The 14,994-nt window shown below is 65.6% G+C and carries 15 protein-coding genes; 8 read left to right on the top strand and 7 right to left on the bottom strand.

Annotation, left to right across the window (positions count from 1 at the left end):
• Nucleotides 1–13 precede the first annotated feature (13 nt).
• The 5 genes from AC1VVM_RS11050 to AC1VVM_RS11030 all read left to right on the top strand — a co-directional run bounded on the left by AC1VVM_RS11050 (nt 14) and on the right by AC1VVM_RS11030 (nt 3,569).
• Nucleotides 14–532, top strand: a complete 519-nt coding sequence (locus AC1VVM_RS11050; protein WP_482903975.1) for a GNAT family N-acetyltransferase — start codon at nt 14–16, stop codon at nt 530–532.
• Between the two features lie 80 nt (nt 533–612).
• The gene (locus AC1VVM_RS11045; RefSeq protein WP_482903974.1) at nt 613–1,158 is read left to right on the top strand and encodes a DUF1285 domain-containing protein; all 546 of its coding nucleotides are present in this window, start codon (nt 613–615) and stop codon (nt 1,156–1,158) included.
• Nucleotides 1,155–1,748 (top strand): CoA pyrophosphatase, encoded by a 594-nt coding sequence (locus AC1VVM_RS11040; RefSeq protein WP_482903973.1) that lies wholly within the window; start codon nt 1,155–1,157, stop codon nt 1,746–1,748. Before AC1VVM_RS11045 ends, AC1VVM_RS11040 begins: the two co-directional genes overlap by 4 nt.
• Nucleotides 1,741–2,925 carry a CCA tRNA nucleotidyltransferase gene (locus AC1VVM_RS11035; protein ID WP_482903972.1) on the top strand — a complete coding sequence of 395 codons (1,185 nt, stop codon included), beginning with the start codon at nt 1,741–1,743 and terminating at the stop codon, nt 2,923–2,925. Before AC1VVM_RS11040 ends, AC1VVM_RS11035 begins: the two co-directional genes overlap by 8 nt.
• The gene (locus AC1VVM_RS11030) at nt 2,922–3,569 is read left to right on the top strand and encodes a retropepsin-like aspartic protease family protein (RefSeq protein ID WP_243652345.1); all 648 of its coding nucleotides are present in this window, start codon (nt 2,922–2,924) and stop codon (nt 3,567–3,569) included. Before AC1VVM_RS11035 ends, AC1VVM_RS11030 begins: the two co-directional genes overlap by 4 nt.
• 222 nt (nt 3,570–3,791) lie before the next feature.
• Here the strand turns inward: AC1VVM_RS11030 and parC are convergent, their stop codons facing one another.
• The 4 genes from parC to AC1VVM_RS11010 form a co-directional block, all read right to left on the bottom strand.
• On the bottom strand, nt 3,792–6,086 hold the full coding sequence (parC, locus tag AC1VVM_RS11025) for a DNA topoisomerase IV subunit A (protein WP_482903971.1): 2,295 nt from the start codon (nt 6,084–6,086) through the stop codon (nt 3,792–3,794).
• 91 nt (nt 6,087–6,177) lie between these two features.
• Nucleotides 6,178–6,510 carry a 2Fe-2S iron-sulfur cluster-binding protein gene (locus AC1VVM_RS11020; protein ID WP_243652344.1) on the bottom strand — a complete coding sequence of 111 codons (333 nt, stop codon included), beginning with the start codon at nt 6,508–6,510 and terminating at the stop codon, nt 6,178–6,180.
• 1 nt (nt 6,511) lies between these two features.
• The gene (locus AC1VVM_RS11015; protein WP_482955062.1) at nt 6,512–7,591 is read right to left on the bottom strand and encodes a cysteine desulfurase family protein; all 1,080 of its coding nucleotides are present in this window, start codon (nt 7,589–7,591) and stop codon (nt 6,512–6,514) included.
• Nucleotides 7,588–8,655 (bottom strand): cysteine desulfurase family protein, encoded by a 1,068-nt coding sequence (locus tag AC1VVM_RS11010; protein WP_482903969.1) that lies wholly within the window; start codon nt 8,653–8,655, stop codon nt 7,588–7,590. The genes AC1VVM_RS11015 and AC1VVM_RS11010 overlap by 4 nt, the downstream gene beginning before the upstream one ends.
• Nucleotides 8,656–8,788: 133 nt before the next feature.
• Here AC1VVM_RS11010 and AC1VVM_RS11005 point away from each other — a divergent pair, with 133 nt between their 5' ends.
• Nucleotides 8,789–9,445, top strand: coding sequence for an alpha/beta hydrolase (locus AC1VVM_RS11005; protein ID WP_132385172.1), 657 nt, complete (start codon nt 8,789–8,791; stop codon nt 9,443–9,445).
• Nucleotides 9,446–9,683: 238 nt separating this feature from the next.
• Here AC1VVM_RS11005 and AC1VVM_RS11000 read toward each other — a convergent pair whose 3' ends face one another.
• On the bottom strand, nt 9,684–9,893 hold the full coding sequence (locus AC1VVM_RS11000; RefSeq protein ID WP_482903968.1) for a hypothetical protein: 210 nt from the start codon (nt 9,891–9,893) through the stop codon (nt 9,684–9,686).
• Between the two features lie 93 nt (nt 9,894–9,986).
• Between AC1VVM_RS11000 and AC1VVM_RS10995 the strand changes: the two genes are divergently transcribed.
• Together AC1VVM_RS10995 and AC1VVM_RS10990 are read left to right on the top strand one after the other, a co-directional pair.
• Nucleotides 9,987–11,825 (top strand): DUF885 domain-containing protein, encoded by a 1,839-nt coding sequence (locus tag AC1VVM_RS10995; RefSeq protein ID WP_482903967.1) that lies wholly within the window; start codon nt 9,987–9,989, stop codon nt 11,823–11,825.
• 169 nt (nt 11,826–11,994) lie between these two features.
• Nucleotides 11,995–12,387 carry a DUF3597 domain-containing protein gene (locus AC1VVM_RS10990; RefSeq protein ID WP_482903966.1) on the top strand — a complete coding sequence of 131 codons (393 nt, stop codon included), beginning with the start codon at nt 11,995–11,997 and terminating at the stop codon, nt 12,385–12,387.
• 320 nt (nt 12,388–12,707) lie between these two features.
• On the opposite strand, the gene AC1VVM_RS10985 is transcribed toward AC1VVM_RS10990, so the two are convergent.
• Together AC1VVM_RS10985 and AC1VVM_RS10980 are read right to left on the bottom strand one after the other, a co-directional pair.
• The gene (locus tag AC1VVM_RS10985) at nt 12,708–13,061 is read right to left on the bottom strand and encodes a hypothetical protein (protein WP_132385168.1); all 354 of its coding nucleotides are present in this window, start codon (nt 13,059–13,061) and stop codon (nt 12,708–12,710) included.
• Between the two features lie 139 nt (nt 13,062–13,200).
• Nucleotides 13,201–14,802, bottom strand: coding sequence for a phosphoenolpyruvate carboxykinase (locus tag AC1VVM_RS10980; RefSeq protein ID WP_482903965.1), 1,602 nt, complete (start codon nt 14,800–14,802; stop codon nt 13,201–13,203).
• Nucleotides 14,803–14,994 lie beyond the last annotated feature (192 nt).

Here is a 14,994-nt window from a genome sequence, read left to right as displayed (position 1 = left end):
ATCGGCCCGCGCGATGTCCGATATCGCCACGCTCATTCCGCTCGACAATGTCGATCCCGCGCTCGTCGAAGCGCTGCTCGATCGTGCGTTCGAGCCGGAGCGACACACGCGCACCGCCTACAAGGTGCGGGCGGGTACCGATTGGCTGCCCGGGCTGTCCTTCGCCGCGTTGGACGGCAGCGAGATGCTGGTCGGCACGATCCAGTGCTGGCCGGTCGCGCTGACCGACCCCGAAGGCCGCGCGCATCCGATGATCATGATGGGGCCGGTGGCCGTGCTTCCCGGCCTTCAGGGCAAGGGCTTCGGCAAGGCGCTGATGTCGGCCAGCCTTGCCGGGATCGACGCGCGCGCGCCGCTGCCGCAAGTGCTGATCGGCGATCCCGACTATTACGGCCGCTTCTGGGGCTTCTCGAACGAGGCGACCGGCGAATGGACGCTTCCGGGGCCCTTCGAACGGCACCGCCTGCTCGTGCGCTGCGACAATCCGGCCGTCCTGCCGCGCGAGGGCGCGCTGGGGCCTTGGCTCCGTTAATAATCGCGTCTTCCCGTTAAATCGCGGGCGGACACGCACTGGACCTTGGCGCGCGAGCCCCTATCTGGCATCGCAAAGCCATGCCTTATGACGTGCCGCCCGATCTCTCCGCCCTGACGCTCGCCGAAGCGGCCGAACTGGTGGCCGCGCGCAAGCTGCCGCCGGTCTCCGAATGGTCGCCGGCGCAGACGGGCGACAGCGAAATGCGCATCATGGCCGACGGGCGCTGGTTCCATCAGGGCGGTGAAATCCGCCGTCCCGCCATGGTCCGCGCCTTCGCTTCCCTCCTGCTGCGCGACGACGATGGCCGGCACTGGCTGGTCACGCCCGCCGAGAAGCTCTCGATCGAGGTCGAGGATGCCGCCTTCATCGCCACCGACGTGCGTGCAGAAGGCGACGCGCTGGTCTTCCGCCTCAATACCGACGATATCGTCATCGCCGGGCCGGATCACCCGATCCGCAGCGCAGGCGATCCCGAGACACCGGCGCTCTATCTTGCCGTCCGCAATGGCGCCGAGGCCCGTCTCAACCGCAGCACTTACGGCCAGCTTGCCGAGATCGCGCTTTCCGGCGGCGACCTTTCGGTGACGAGCCGGGGCGCGACTTTCGATCTGGTGCCGTCATGAGCCTGCTGTTCGACCGCCTCCGCCCGCGTTTCGATGCCGCGCACAAGAACGCGCCGCCCGAACTCTGGCTCGATCCGCGCATCGACGAGATTCCCGAGTTCAAGCCCGCCGCCGTGCTGGTGACGCTGACCGAGCGTGATAAGCCCGGCACGCTGCTGCTCCATCGCCCCTCCACGATGCGCGCCCACCCCGGCCAGATCGCCTTCCCCGGCGGGCGGCTGGACGAAGGCGAAACCGCGATCGAAGCCGCGCTGCGCGAGGCGGACGAGGAACTGGGCATCCATCCGCGCGACGTGCAGGTGCTGGGCACCAGCGACGTCTACCGCACCGGCAGCGGCTACGAGATCACGCCGGTACTTGCGGTGATCCCCGCCGACCTGCCGATCCATCCGAACCCGGCCGAAGTGGCGCAGTGGTTCGAGGCGCCGATGAGCTACCTTCTCGATCCCGCCAACCAGCAGCAATGCTCGGTGGAATGGGAAAACCGCCATCACCGCTTTGTCGAGATCAACTGGCACGACCACCGCATCTGGGGCGTGACCGGGGCGATCCTTCACAACCTTTCCCGCAGGCTCGACTGGAATGACTGAACCACTGCCCACCCGCATCGCGCCCGAATGGATGCGGAGGGAGGATATCGCGGCGCTGGTGGAAACGCTGGGTGCCGAAAATGCCCGTTACGTTGGCGGCGCCGTGCGCGACACGCTGCTGGGCCTGCCGGTCAAGGATATCGACATGGCCACCGTGCTCGAACCCGACGCGGTGATGGAACGCCTGAAGAGCGCCGAGATTCACCGTATCCCCACCGGCATCGACCACGGCACCGTCACTGCCGTACTGCCCGGCGGCCCTGTGGAGATCACCACGCTGCGCCACGACGTCGCGACCGACGGGCGCCGCGCGACGGTGGCCTTTGCCGAAGATTGGCGCGAAGACGCCGCGCGGCGCGATTTCACGATCAACGCGCTCTATGCCGATCCGCTGACCGGCGAGGTCTTCGACTGGTTCGGCGGCCTTGCCGACCTTGCCGCCCGCCGCGTGCGCTTCATCGGCGATGCCCGCCAGCGCATCCGCGAGGATCACTTGCGCATCTTGCGCTACTTCCGGTTTCAGGCCCGGTTTGGCTCGCAACCCGCTGACGAGGAAGCGGAAAGTGCCTGCGCTGAACTCGCCGCCACGCTCAAGGGGCTTTCGCGCGAGCGTGTGGGCATGGAGATGATGAACCTTCTCGGTCTGCCCGATCCGGCGCCCACTGTCGCGCGCATGGCCGAGCTGGGCGTGCTGACGGTGATCCTGCCCGAGGCCGATCCCGCCGCCCTTGCGGCGCTGGTGGGTCATGAAAAGGCACAGGGCGTCGCCCCCGACGCGCTGCGCCGCCTTGCTGCGCTGTTGCCCGCTCACGTGCCACTGGCCGAGCAGATCGCCTCTCGCTTCCGCCTTTCTGGCGCGCAGAAAAAGCGCCTCGCCCTCGCCGCCGCGCGAGAGGACGAGCCCGGAGAGCCGCGCGCACTCGCCTATCGGCTGGGCCGCGAAAGCGCGCTCGACCGGCTGCTGATCGCCGGTGCCGATACGGCAGCGCTGGGCCAGTGGGACATTCCCGCCTTCCCGCTCAAGGGTGGCCAAATCGTGGCGCGCGGCGTCAGCGCCGGACCTGAAGTGGCCCGCGTGCTGCGCCGCGTCGAAGATCGCTGGATCGCCGAGGGCTTTCCCGCAGCCGCGCGCATCTACGCGCTGCTCGACGCGGAACTGACAGGGCAGGCGCAGTGAACTTCGGGCAGCTTGAAGCGCTGCTTTATGCGAAGCCGCTGCTGGCGCTGACCATCGTCGCGATCCTGCTGGCGGTGCTGGCTGGCATGCTGCTCCACCGTTACCCGCGTCTTGGGCATGGCATGCGCAATACGGCGTACCTCGCCCTCACTGCCGCGCTTCTGCTGACCGTTGCCAGCCTTGCCACCAGCGCGCACCGTTCGGATGCCGCGCTCTGGCTCGATCAGGTGAGGCCGGCCGCCGTTGAAGGCGGACAGACCGTGCTGCCGCTGCGGACCGACGGCCACTTCTGGGTCGAGGCGCAGCTCAATGGCGTGCCTGTCAATTTCCTGATCGATACCGGCGCCACTTACACCGGCATCTCCCAATCGGCCGCCCGCCGCGCGGGCATCATGCCCGACGAAGGCGATCAGGGCGTGATGCTGGATACGGCGGGCGGCACTATCGTCGCCCGCATGGGAACCGCGAGTTCGCTGCGCTTCGGCTCGATCGAGGCGACCTCCCTGCCCGTCGCCATCGGCCCGGACAGCGAGGTCGAAACCAATGTCATCGGCATGAACCTGCTGTCGCAGCTGGGAAGTTGGCGGGTGGACAATAACCAGCTCATTCTGGTGCCCAAGCCTGCGAGCGCGGCCAAGGATTGAGGCGGGGTGCGGAAAATCGCTCCCTCAATATTGTCAGGCAGGCCCCAGCACAAAACAATCCGTCGCCCCCGCGAAGGCGGGGGCCCCGCTTCTTTTCGCCCCGCCGCAAGAACAAGCGGGGTCCCCGCCTTCGCGGGGACGACGGGGTGATTTGGGATAGCCGGCTCACGAATGATGCGGGTGTTCGGCGACCACTTTCGCGGCGCCGAACACCAACCTCATTTATCCCTGAAACTTGTTGTCCCTCGGGAACCCGGTCGGCGGCAGACGGCCTGCCGCGCCGCGTGCGACTTTCCAGAGACCCATGTCCTTTTCGGTCCGCGTGCGGCCGCTGTCGCCGCCCATCGTCCACGACAGGCCATCCTCAAGCTTGAGCGTAATGAGATCGGACAGTCCGCCGTCGCGATAGCGCTGGAGCGTCACACCCTGCCCCTTGGCCATCAGCGGCAGCTCTTCCAGACTGAAGATCACCAGCTTGCGATTGTCGCCCACCACGGCAACATGGTCATGCTCGGCAGGGATCTCGCGCACGATCTTGAGCTGAACGCCCGCCTTGGTGGACATAACCGCACGGCCCTTGCGCGTTTCGGCCAGCAGTTCCTCCGCCTCGACCGCAAATCCGCGACCCACGTTCGAGGCCAGCAGGATCTGCGACTTCGGCTTGTAGACCAGCGCCGCGATGATGTGCGCATCCGCATCGATATCGACCATCGTGCGGATCGGCTCGCCAAACCCGCGCGCGCCCGGAAGTTTGTCGGCACCGACCGTGTAGAAGCGGCCATTATCCAGCGCGATCAGCACCTTGTCGGTGGTTTGCGCGTGGAAGGCATAGGCCGGGCCGTCACCTTCCTTGAACTTGAAGTCGCCGTCCAGCGGCACATGGCCCTTGGCAGCGCGGACCCAGCCCTTGGCCGAGAGGATCACCGTCACCGGCTCCTTCTCGATCATCGCGTCCATGCTGAATTCTACCGTCGGCTTGGCCTGCGCGATCGTCGTGCGACGGCGGCCGATGACGGTATCCTCGGCATATTCCTTGCGCAGCGTAGTCAGGTCGCGCTTGAGACGCGTGCGCTGGCGGGCCGGGCTTTCGAGCAGCTTGTTGAGGTCTTCCTGCTCGCGCAGCAGTTCCTCGTGCTCCTTGCGAAGCTCCATTTCCTCAAGCTTGCGCAAACTGCGCAGGCGCATGTTGAGAATGGCTTCGGCCTGACGGTCGGTCAGTTCGAACTCGGCCATCATCACCGGCTTGGGCTCATCCTCGGTGCGGATGATCTCGATGATCCGGTCGAGGTTGAGATAGGCGATGATGTAACCGGCGACCAGTTCCAGCCGCGCGGCGATCTTTTCCAGCCGGTGGCGCGCGCGGCGCAGCAGGATGTCGATCTGGCTGTAAACCCATTCGGACAGCAGCAGCTTCAGGCCCATCACCCCCGGCGTGCGATGCGAATCCAGCACGTTAAGGTTGAGCGAGAAGCGGCTTTCCAGATCGGTAAGCCGGTAGAGGCTTTCCTTCAGCAACTCGGGATCGACATTGCGGCTCTTGGGCACGAAGACGATGCGGATCTGCTCGTCGCTCTCGTCGCGAATGTCTTCGAGGATCGGGAGCTTCTTGTCACCGATCAGCGCGGCGACCTGCTCGATCAGCTTGCCCTTGGCCAGCATGTAGGGAATTTCGGAAATGACGAGTTGCCACTGGCCGCTGCCAAGCCGCTCGATCCCGCTCTCTTCCCAGTTGCCCGCCTGATCCTTTCCGGTCGAGAACCGGCCGCGCACACGGAAGGCGCCCTTGCCGGTCTCGTAAGCGTGGCTGATCGCCTCGGGACTGTCCACCACGAGCCCGCCGGTCGCGAAATCGGGGCCGTGGAACACCTGCATGAGTTGCTCATGCTCGGCATGGGGATTGTCGATCAGCATCATCGTCGCATCGATGATCTCGGCGACGTTGTGGCTGGGGATCGAGGTCGCCATGCCCACGGCGATGCCGGTCGAACCGTTCGCCAGCAGGTTGGGGAACATGCCGGGGAACAAGTCCGGCTCGCTCTCTTCACCGTTGTAGGTGGGAACGAAATCGACGGTGCCCTCGTCCAGCCCGGACATCAGGTGGATCGCCGTACGTGTCAGGCGCGCTTCGGTGTAGCGGTAGGCGGCCGCATTATCTCCGTCGATATTGCCGAAGTTGCCCTGGCCCTGCACCAGCGGATAGCGCAGCGAGAAGTCCTGCGCGAGGCGGACCATCGCGTCGTAGACCGAAGCGTCGCCATGCGGGTGGTACTTGCCGATCACATCACCGACGACGCGCGCCGACTTCTTGTAGGCATTGCCGGGATCGAGCTTCAGCTGCCGCATCGCCCAGAGCAGGCGGCGGTGGACCGGCTTCAATCCGTCGCGCAAATCCGGCAGCGAGCGCGCCGTGATGGTCGAAAGCGCATAGACAAGGTAGCGCTGAGACAGCGCGGCATCGAAAGGCGCATCGACGATGGCGTCGAACGGATCTGAATCTTCGTCGGTCGTGGTCACCATGGGCGGAACCTAGCAGCGCCCCGCCCGGTGCCAAGTCGGATTCCCGTGTTTTCCAGAACTTGGTTTCCCGATTCGTTCCGATTTGTCGGGATCAGCCGATCTGCATGTCTCGCGAGAGGCCGGGGATGCGCACTTCCAGGCCGTCCAGCGCCTCGGTCAGTTCGATCTGGCAGGACAGACGGCTGGTGCGCGTGACCCCGGCAGCGAGGTCGAGCATGTCTTCCTCGTCATTGGAGGCCGGCTCAAGAACGTCGAACCACTCGGGCGAGACGATCACGTGGCAGGTGGAGCAGGCCATCTGGCCTTCGCATGTGCCCTCAAGCGGCATGCCGCAGCGCTGGGCAAGGGCAAGGAGACGCGTCCCCGGCTCGGCCTCGGCCGTGACGGATACACCTTCAGCGGTAACAAATCTGACGTTCAACAATTCAGACTCCCTGCGCCGCTGCTGCGGCATCGATACGTGCGCAGGCATCCCCGATTTCCCTAAGCCCAGTATATCTCCCGAATCCCAGACGGATAGAGCTTTTGGCCTGCCGGTCAGAAAGTCCCAATGCTTTCAGCACATGGCTGGGCCGTCCGGAGCCGCTGGCGCAGGCGGAACCGGCGGAAAAGGCCATGTCCCGCAAGTCCGACATCAGCCGCGCGACATCGAGCGCGTCGAGCCGCACATTGAGGTTTCCGCGCCAGCGATGTTCCGCCGAGCCGTTGAGCGTCCAGCGGGCCAGCGCCTCGCGCGCGGCCGTCCACAGCGCCTCGACATGCGCCGCGTCCGCTTCCATGCACTGTGCGGCAAGTGTGGCTGCCGCGCCGAAACCCGCACAGAGAGCCGGACTCAGCGTTCCCGAGCGCAATCCCTGCTCCTGTCCGCCGCCGTGGATCAGGGGCTTCAGGTCCAGCCCGTCCCGGATCCACAGCGCACCGATTCCCTTGGGGCCGTAGAGCTTGTGCGCCGAAAGCGCGATGAGATCGGCGCCCTGCGGCGCTGCGATCTTGCCCGCACCCTGCACCGCATCGCAGAGGAACAATGCCCCCGCGCGGTGCGCAGCCTCAGCCAGCGCGGCGATCGGCTGGACAGTGCCGATCTCGTTATTGACCTGCATGACCGCGACAAGGCCCGGACCGTCAGAAAGGTTGAGCGCCGGATCGACCAATCCGTCGGCATCGACGGGAAGGATCGCCACATCGGGATCGACCACCCGCGCGGCGTCGAGAACTGCCGCATGCTCGATTGCGGAGACTGCCAGCCTGCGCGCGCCGCTGCCGAACAAGGCAAGATTGATCGCCTCGGTCGCGCCGGAGGTGAAGACAACCCTGCCCCCCGGCGGCAGCAGCGCCGCAACCTGTTCCCGCGCCACTTCGACAATGGCCGCCGCGCCGCGACCGGGACGGTGGGGACTATGCGGATTGGCGAAACCCACGCCCTCCGGCCCGCCAAGCCACGGCAGCATCGCCTCGCGCGCTTCGGGGGCGAGCGGTGTGGTGGCCTGATAGTCGAGGTAAATCATGCGTTCACCTGCGCCCAGGCTTCCGCAAAGGCATCGAGTTCGGCTGGTGTGGTATTCCAGCCAATGCTGATGCGCACGGTGCGCCGGGCAAGGTCTTCGTCCACGCCGAAGCCCTGCAAGACCCGGCTCTGCTTGAGCGTGCCCGAGGAGCAGGCGCTTCCCGCCGAAATCGCAAAGCCCATGGCATCCATGCGGATCAGAGTGGCGGTCGCGGCCAGACGCGGCGCGGCAACGGCAAAGATATGAGAACAGGGCATGCCCGGCTGAAGGATCTCCCCATGCGCGGACAGGCGGTTCCTGAAGTCGAAGCGCTGCTCGATGGACGTTTCCCAGTCTTCCAGCCCCCGCGCTTCAAGCGCGGCGGCGAAACCGAGTGCGCCGGGCAGGTTCTCGGTCCCGGCACGGTAGCCGCGCTCCTGTCCGCCGTTCGGCTCCAGCATCGCGAAATCCTTCACCAGCAAGGCGCCGATGCCGACGGGACCGCCCAGCTTGTGCGCGGAGACAACTACCATGTCCGCATCAGGCAAGCCCATCTTGCCCGCCGATTGCGAACAGTCCGCCAGGAACAACCCGCCCGCTGCGCGCACCTGCTCTGCCAACGGATTGCCTCCGGCAGGCAGCAGCACAGTGCCGGTCTCCGAGTTGATCGACTGTACCGCGACGACCGGACGCCCCGCGCCTGCCAGCGCCGCCGCAAGCGCGTCGGCATCGACCCCGCCCTCATGCATGGGCAGCACTTCGGCATCGGGCGCAGCGCGAAACACGGCGTCATGCTCGACCGCCGAGACCAGCCGCTGCTCTGCCTTCGCGCGGCCGAGGCCGATCGCCAGCGCCTCGCTCGCGCCGGAGGTGAAAATCACTTCGCCCTGCCAGCCCAGCACCCGCTTTATCCGCTCGCGCGCATCCTCCAGCGCGGCGCGGGCGGCGCGGCCAGCCTTGTGCGGGCTCGACGGATTGGCCCAGATTCGTGCCCCTTCCAGCCACGCATCGCGCGCTTCGGGCATGATCGGCGTCGTCGCGGCATGGTCGAGATAGATCGGTGCGTTTTCGATTTCGGGGGCCATTGTTTGCAAAAGTTGTTTTCGGGGCGGTTGTTTCTATATAGCGAACCTTCTTATTTGCACTCCCGCGATTGCCGGTGCGGCAGACCGCCGCCGGTATTTCGCGGGAGTTTCAACAGGTCAGGCCCGCAAACACATGCCCGCAGTCATTTTTCCCGGACCCGAAGGCCGCCTCGAAGGCCGCTTCCAGCCCGCAACGCGCCCGCGCGCGCCGGTGGCGATGATCCTTCACCCGCACCCGCAGGCGGGCGGCACGATGAACGACCGCGTCACCCAGCACCTCTACAAGGCCTTCGTGGCGCGCGGCTTCGCCACGCTGCGCTTCAACTTCCGCGGCGTCGGCCGCAGCCAGGGCAGCTTCGATAACGGCGTGGGCGAACTGTCCGACGCCGCAGCCGCGCTTGACTGGGTGCAGTCGATCCATCCCGAAGCCTCGACCACCTGGATCGCGGGCTACTCGTTCGGCGCGCTGATCGGCATGCAGCTGCTGATGCGCCGCCCGGAGATTCGCGGCTTCATCTCGGTGGCGCCGCCGGCCAACATGTACGACTTCTCGTTCCTCGCGCCCTGCCCCGCCTCGGGCATCATTATCCAGGGCGCGGCGGACACGGTGGTCACGCCGAACGCGGTGCAGAAGCTGGTCGACAAGCTGCGCACGCAGAAGCACATCACCATCCACCACGACGAGATCCCGCGCGCGAACCACTTCTTCGAGAACGAGATCGACGATCTGATGCGTTCGGTGGACAATTATCTCGATATGCGTCTTTCGCCGGATTGTCCGATTAAGTGACGCAAGCGGTTGGCGCCCGCAAAGCGGGCGCTTACCCCTTGCGTCACCCTGAACTTGTTTCAGGGTCCATTTTTCGGCCTCAACCGGAGGTTGCAGGGGTAACGCCGCGACGGCGTGTTACTGCCGCAAGACACAGCGCCAAAACCACGATGGACCCTGAAACAAGTTCAGGGTGACGTTGGTGGCGGTGGGCAAGCCGGTCGCAAAATCGCAAAATTTGGCAAAAGGCGTCGGAGGCTCACTCCGGCGCCTTTTCCTTTGCCGCACCGGCCAGCGTTTCGCCGCCGGACGTGGGCACGACCAGAATCGCCACATTCGCCACCATCACCCCCGCCAGCACCAGCATCAGCACCGCCTGCTTGCGATGCCCCCCGCGCCGAAACAGCGCAAAAGCGCCCAGCACAAGCGCGACAATAGTGAGAACGAGCAGGGAAAGCGCAATGTCCATGGTTATCCCCTAGCCGAGCAGGGTCCGGCAATCGAGCGGGTTTGACACACGCCTCGTCGCTCGCCAATTTCGCGGCCCATGAAGAACCAGACCATGGCCCCCCCGCCGCTCTCGCGTCGCACCACTCTCCAGCTTCTCGCCACCGGTACCGCCGCGCTCGCGCTGCCCGGCGCCCGCGCGCTCGCCGCCGCACCGGCCGGACAGCAGAACGCCGCCGCTCTGCTCGATTCGATCGCGTGGAAGATGCTGGAGCACGCGCCTGAAAACGCCACCAGCCTCGGCGTCGACACCGGCGCGCATGCCGCGTTGCGCTCGCGCCTTGAGGACCGCTCCTTCGCGGGCCGCGCCGCGCTCGGAAAGACGCTGCGCGCCGATCTCGCCCGTGTCGAGGCATTCGACACCACCGGGCTGGACCACGCGAACCGCACCAGCCTCGCCGTCGTGCGCAGTGCCTACAAGACCGCGCTCGACGGCCTGGCCCAGCCCTATGGCGACGTGGCCGTGGGCGGCTGGCGCAACACGCCCTACGTCGTGATCCAGAACGTCGGCGCCTATCTCGATACGCCCAAGTTCCTTGACGCCGACCACCCGGTAAAGACCGCCGCCGATGCCGAGGCTTATGTCTCGCGCCTCTCGCAGTTCGATGCCCAGCTCGACGGTGAGCTGGAGCGCATGCGCGCAGCAACCGACAAGGGCCTCGTCCCGCCCGACTTCCTGCTGGACCGCGCCATCGCGCAGATGGAAAGCACGATCGCCGAAGCGCGGAACAATGGCGGCGGGCTGGTGTCCTCGCTGGTCGGTCGCGCCAAGACGATCCCCGGCGACTGGGAGAACCGCACCAAGACCATCGTCGCGGGCGAAGTGGTGCCCGCGCTGGAACGCCAGCTGGCCGAACTCAAGCGCCAGCGCGGCCTCGCCAAGAGCGATCCCGGCATGGGCGCCCGCCCGAATGGCGACGAGTTCTACGCCTGGGCCCTGCGCGCCAGCACCACCACGACCGTCCCCGCCGAGGAAATCCATCAGCGCGGGATGGAGGAACTGGCAGCGCTCCACGCCCGCATGGACCCGATCCTGAAGTCGCTCGGCTATACGCAAGGGACTGTTGGCGCGCGGATGTCCGCGCTCGGCAACGACAAGCGCTTCATGTTCTCCGAGGGCGATCCCGGCCGGGCCGAGATCATGGCCTTCATCCAGAAGCGCATCGACTGGATCCGCGCGCAGATGCCGCGCGCCTTCCGCGATCCGGTATCGGGCAATGTCGAAGTGCGGCGCCTGCCGCTTTCGGAAGAGCCCGGCGCGCCCACGGCCTATGGCGGCGGCGGCTCGAAGGACGGCACGGTGCCCGGCAAGATGTGGATCAACCTCCACACCACCGACCTGCACCGCAAGTTCGACCTGCCGACGCTGGTTCATCACGAGGCGATTCCCGGCCACGTCTGGCAGGGCGAATATGCCAACCGGCTGCCGCTGATCCGCTCGATGCTGGCCTTCAACGCCTATTCCGAAGGCTGGGCGCTCTACGCCGAACAGCTGGCGGACGAACTTGGCGCCTATGACGACGATCCGGTCGGCCGCCTTGGCTACCTCCAGTCGATCGCTTTCCGTGCCTGCCGCATGGTGGTCGATACCGGCCTTCACGCCAAGGGCTGGAGCCGCCAGCAGGCCGTGCAGTTCTTCGTGGAACGCAACGGCAGCAATGCGGGCGAGATCGCCAGCGAAGTGGACCGTTATTGCTCGTGGCCGGGCCAGGCCTGCGGCTACAAGATGGGTCATTCGGAGATCAACCGCCAGCGCGACCGCGCCAAGGCGGCGCTGGGCACGGCCTACGACTTGCGCGATTTCAACCAGGCCGTGGTCGACGGCGGCAATGTCCCGCTCGATGTGCTTGCCACCAATATCGACGAATATATCGCCACCACCGGCAAGCGCTGATCGCTCCGCCGCGCTCACGGGGCACCATGCCCCATGAGCGCGGACATGGCGTAGGCACCCGGCCTGCCGGGGAGCAGGATCGATCCGCCGCCCCTACGTTGTCCGACTCAGGCGCGTGCGGGCGGCGGTTCGTTTTTCACCCCCCGGAACTCAGCCAAGGAGCATGCCCATGTCCATCTTCGGCTCGATCAAGGATGCCATTTTCGGAAAGAAGGCCGCGCCGGCGCCTGCCGCAGCGGCACCAGCGGCAGCCCCCGCCACAGCGCCTGCTCCCGCAGCCGCGGCCCCGCCGCCACAGGCCGCGCCCGAATCGGTAGACGTCAGCGCCGTGCTTACGGAAATGGCGTCCGGCAAGAACCTCGACTGGCAGCACTCGATCGTCGATCTGATGAAAGTGCTCAATATCGATTCCAGCCTCGACAACCGTAAGGAGCTGGCGAAGGAGCTGGGCTATACCGGCGCGCTGGACGGCTCGGCGGAAATGAACCTGTGGCTGCACAAGGAAACGCTGCGCCAACTGGCTGCCCACGGCGGTCAGGTGCCGGCCGACATGCTCGATTAAAGCATTTTCAAGTCGGGTGGCATCACCTGACGGCTCGGAACGAACGGATTACGCTCAGAATTCGTCCAGCTTCATCGTTTCGTCACCCCCGCGCAGGCGGGGGCCCCGCTGCCTTGAAACCTCTCGTTCTGCTGCCAGAAAGCGGGATCCCCGCCTGCGCGGGGATGACGAGTGTTTGTCGGGCAGGGATCGGGGCAGCCGGGCGCACTGCCAAGTCGGCCGGGTCGGATTCGCCTTGCGAATTTGTCCGCGCCTTCGGATGGCCTACGAGAAAGGCCGCCCCGCTTCGGCAGGGCGGCCTTCTTCGTCATGGCCGGGGTTCAGCTCTTGCCGAACAGGCCCTTGGCCATGTTGGTGATGTCGTCGACCACGCTGCCGTCACCGTCCTTGTCGAGGAAGGACGTGAACTTGGACGGATCGCTGGAAACGAGACTGGCGAACTGACCCAGAGAGCCCTCGCCGCCGATCGAGCTGATGATCTGCTGGATCGTGCCGACACCAAGACCGGTCTTTTCCGCCGCCAGTTGCGCGGTATCGCCTTCCTGCTGATGCGCGAAGCCGAGTGCGGCGATCGCCTTTTCCGCCGTTGCCGGATCAAGGCCCAGCTTGCCGGCAAGGTTCTCGACATCGGGGTGATCGCTGACCTGGCCGAGAATGCCGTCAAAAATTCCCATGGTCGTTTCTCCATGAAAGAGAGAGGGGGAGCGACAGCATGCACCCAATTCATGACAAGACAAGGGCCCCGAAACCGAAGTTCCGGGACCCTGCCTTTATTTCACGCTGAACGGCGCGCGTTGGCGCCGTTTCCGGCCGTTACACCGAGACGGGTGCAGCCTTGCGGACGCCTTCGTCGACATGGGCTTCGAACTGGGCGAAGTTGTCGATGAACTGCTTGACCAGCGTCTGTGCGGTCTTGTCGTACTCGGCACCGTCGGCCCAGGCCGCGCGGGGATCGAGCAGCTTGGCGTCAACGCCCGGAACCGCGACCGGAACCTCGAAGCCGAAGTTCGGATCTTCCTTGAACTCGGCGGTATTCAGGCTGCCGTCGAGCGCGGCATTGAGCAGCGCGCGGGTGGCCTTGATCGGCATGCGCTTGATGCCTTCCATCGTGGCCTTGCCGCCCGACCAGCCGGTGTTGACCAGCCAGCACTTCACGCCGCCCTTGGCGATACGCTCCTTGAGGAGGTTGCCGTAGACCGAAGGGTGACGCGGCATGAACGGTGCGCCGAAGCAAGTGCTGAACGTGGCTTCCGGCTCGGTCACGCCAATCTCGGTACCGGCAACGCGCGCGGTGTAGCCCGAGAGGAAGTGGTACATCGCCTGATCGGGCGTGAGGCGCGCGATCGGAGGCAGCACGCCGTAAGCGTCGGCCGTCAGGAAGATGATGTTCTTCGGAACCGGGCCGAGGTTCTTCTCCGAAGTGTTCGGAATGAAGTCGATCGGGTAGGAACCACGGCTGTTCTCGGCCAGCGAGTTGTCGTCGAGGTCGATCTCGCGCGTCACCGGGTCGATCACCACGTTTTCGAGCACGGTGCCGAAACGCTTGGTGGTCGCGAAGATTTCCGGCTCGGCTTCGGCCGAGAGGCGGATCATCTTGGCGTAGCAGCCGCCTTCGAAGTTGAACACCGCAGTGTCCGACCAGCCATGCTCGTCGTCACCGATCAGGGTACGCGAGGCGTCGGCCGAAAGCGTGGTCTTGCCGGTGCCCGACAGGCCGAAGAACACCGCAGTGTCACCCTCGGGGCCGATGTTGGCCGAGCAGTGCATCGGCATCACGCCCTTGGTGGGCAGCAGGTAGTTGAGGATGCCGAAGACCGACTTCTTCATCTCGCCCGCGTAGGAGGTGCCGCCGATCAGGATCAGCTTCTCGGTGAAGTTGACCGCGATCACGGTTTCGCTGCGGCTGCCGTGACGCTCGGGATCGGCGCGGAAGCTGGGCAGGTCGATGATCGTGTATTCGGGCGCGAAGTCCGCGAGTTCAGCTGCGTCCGGGCGCACCAGCAGGGTGCGGATGAACAGGTTGTGCCAGGCGAACTCGTTGATGATGCGCACCTTGACGCGGTGCTCCGGCTGCGAACCGCCGAACAGGTCCGCCACGTAGAGCGTATCCTTCTCGGCCACGGCCTTGAGGAAATCTTCCTTGAGCGCGGCGAAGTGCTCGGGCGTCATTGCGACGTTCGTCTTGCCCCACCAGACCGTGTTTTCGGTCTCGGCGTCCTTGACGATGAACTTGTCCTTGGCGGAGCGGCCGGTGTGTTTGCCGGTGGCGACGACGAAAGGTCCGTCGACGCTCAGCACGCCCTCTCCGTTTCTGACCGCATGTTCCACGAGCGGGGCCGTGCCCAGGTTCGCGAAGATTTCCGCGTTGGTTTCAATGCCTTGTTTGGCGAGCGGATAGTTCAGGGTAGCGGTCAATGTCATCTCCTCCATTTTCAGGCACCGATCGAGGGGGATCGATCGATACCCGGACATTTTTTCGCAAGACTCGGGGCGCGCATAATCCCGCCCCCCTTTTCCGTCAAATCTGGGGAAAAATAAACCAATCGGACTGCGACGAACCTTATCTCTTTTGCGTCAGGAACGGAGATTGTCAGCCGGACCCACTCC

It is taken from the genome of Novosphingobium sp. BL-S-33 (assembly GCF_056857025.1).
This window is presented reverse-complemented; position numbering and strand designations above follow the sequence as displayed.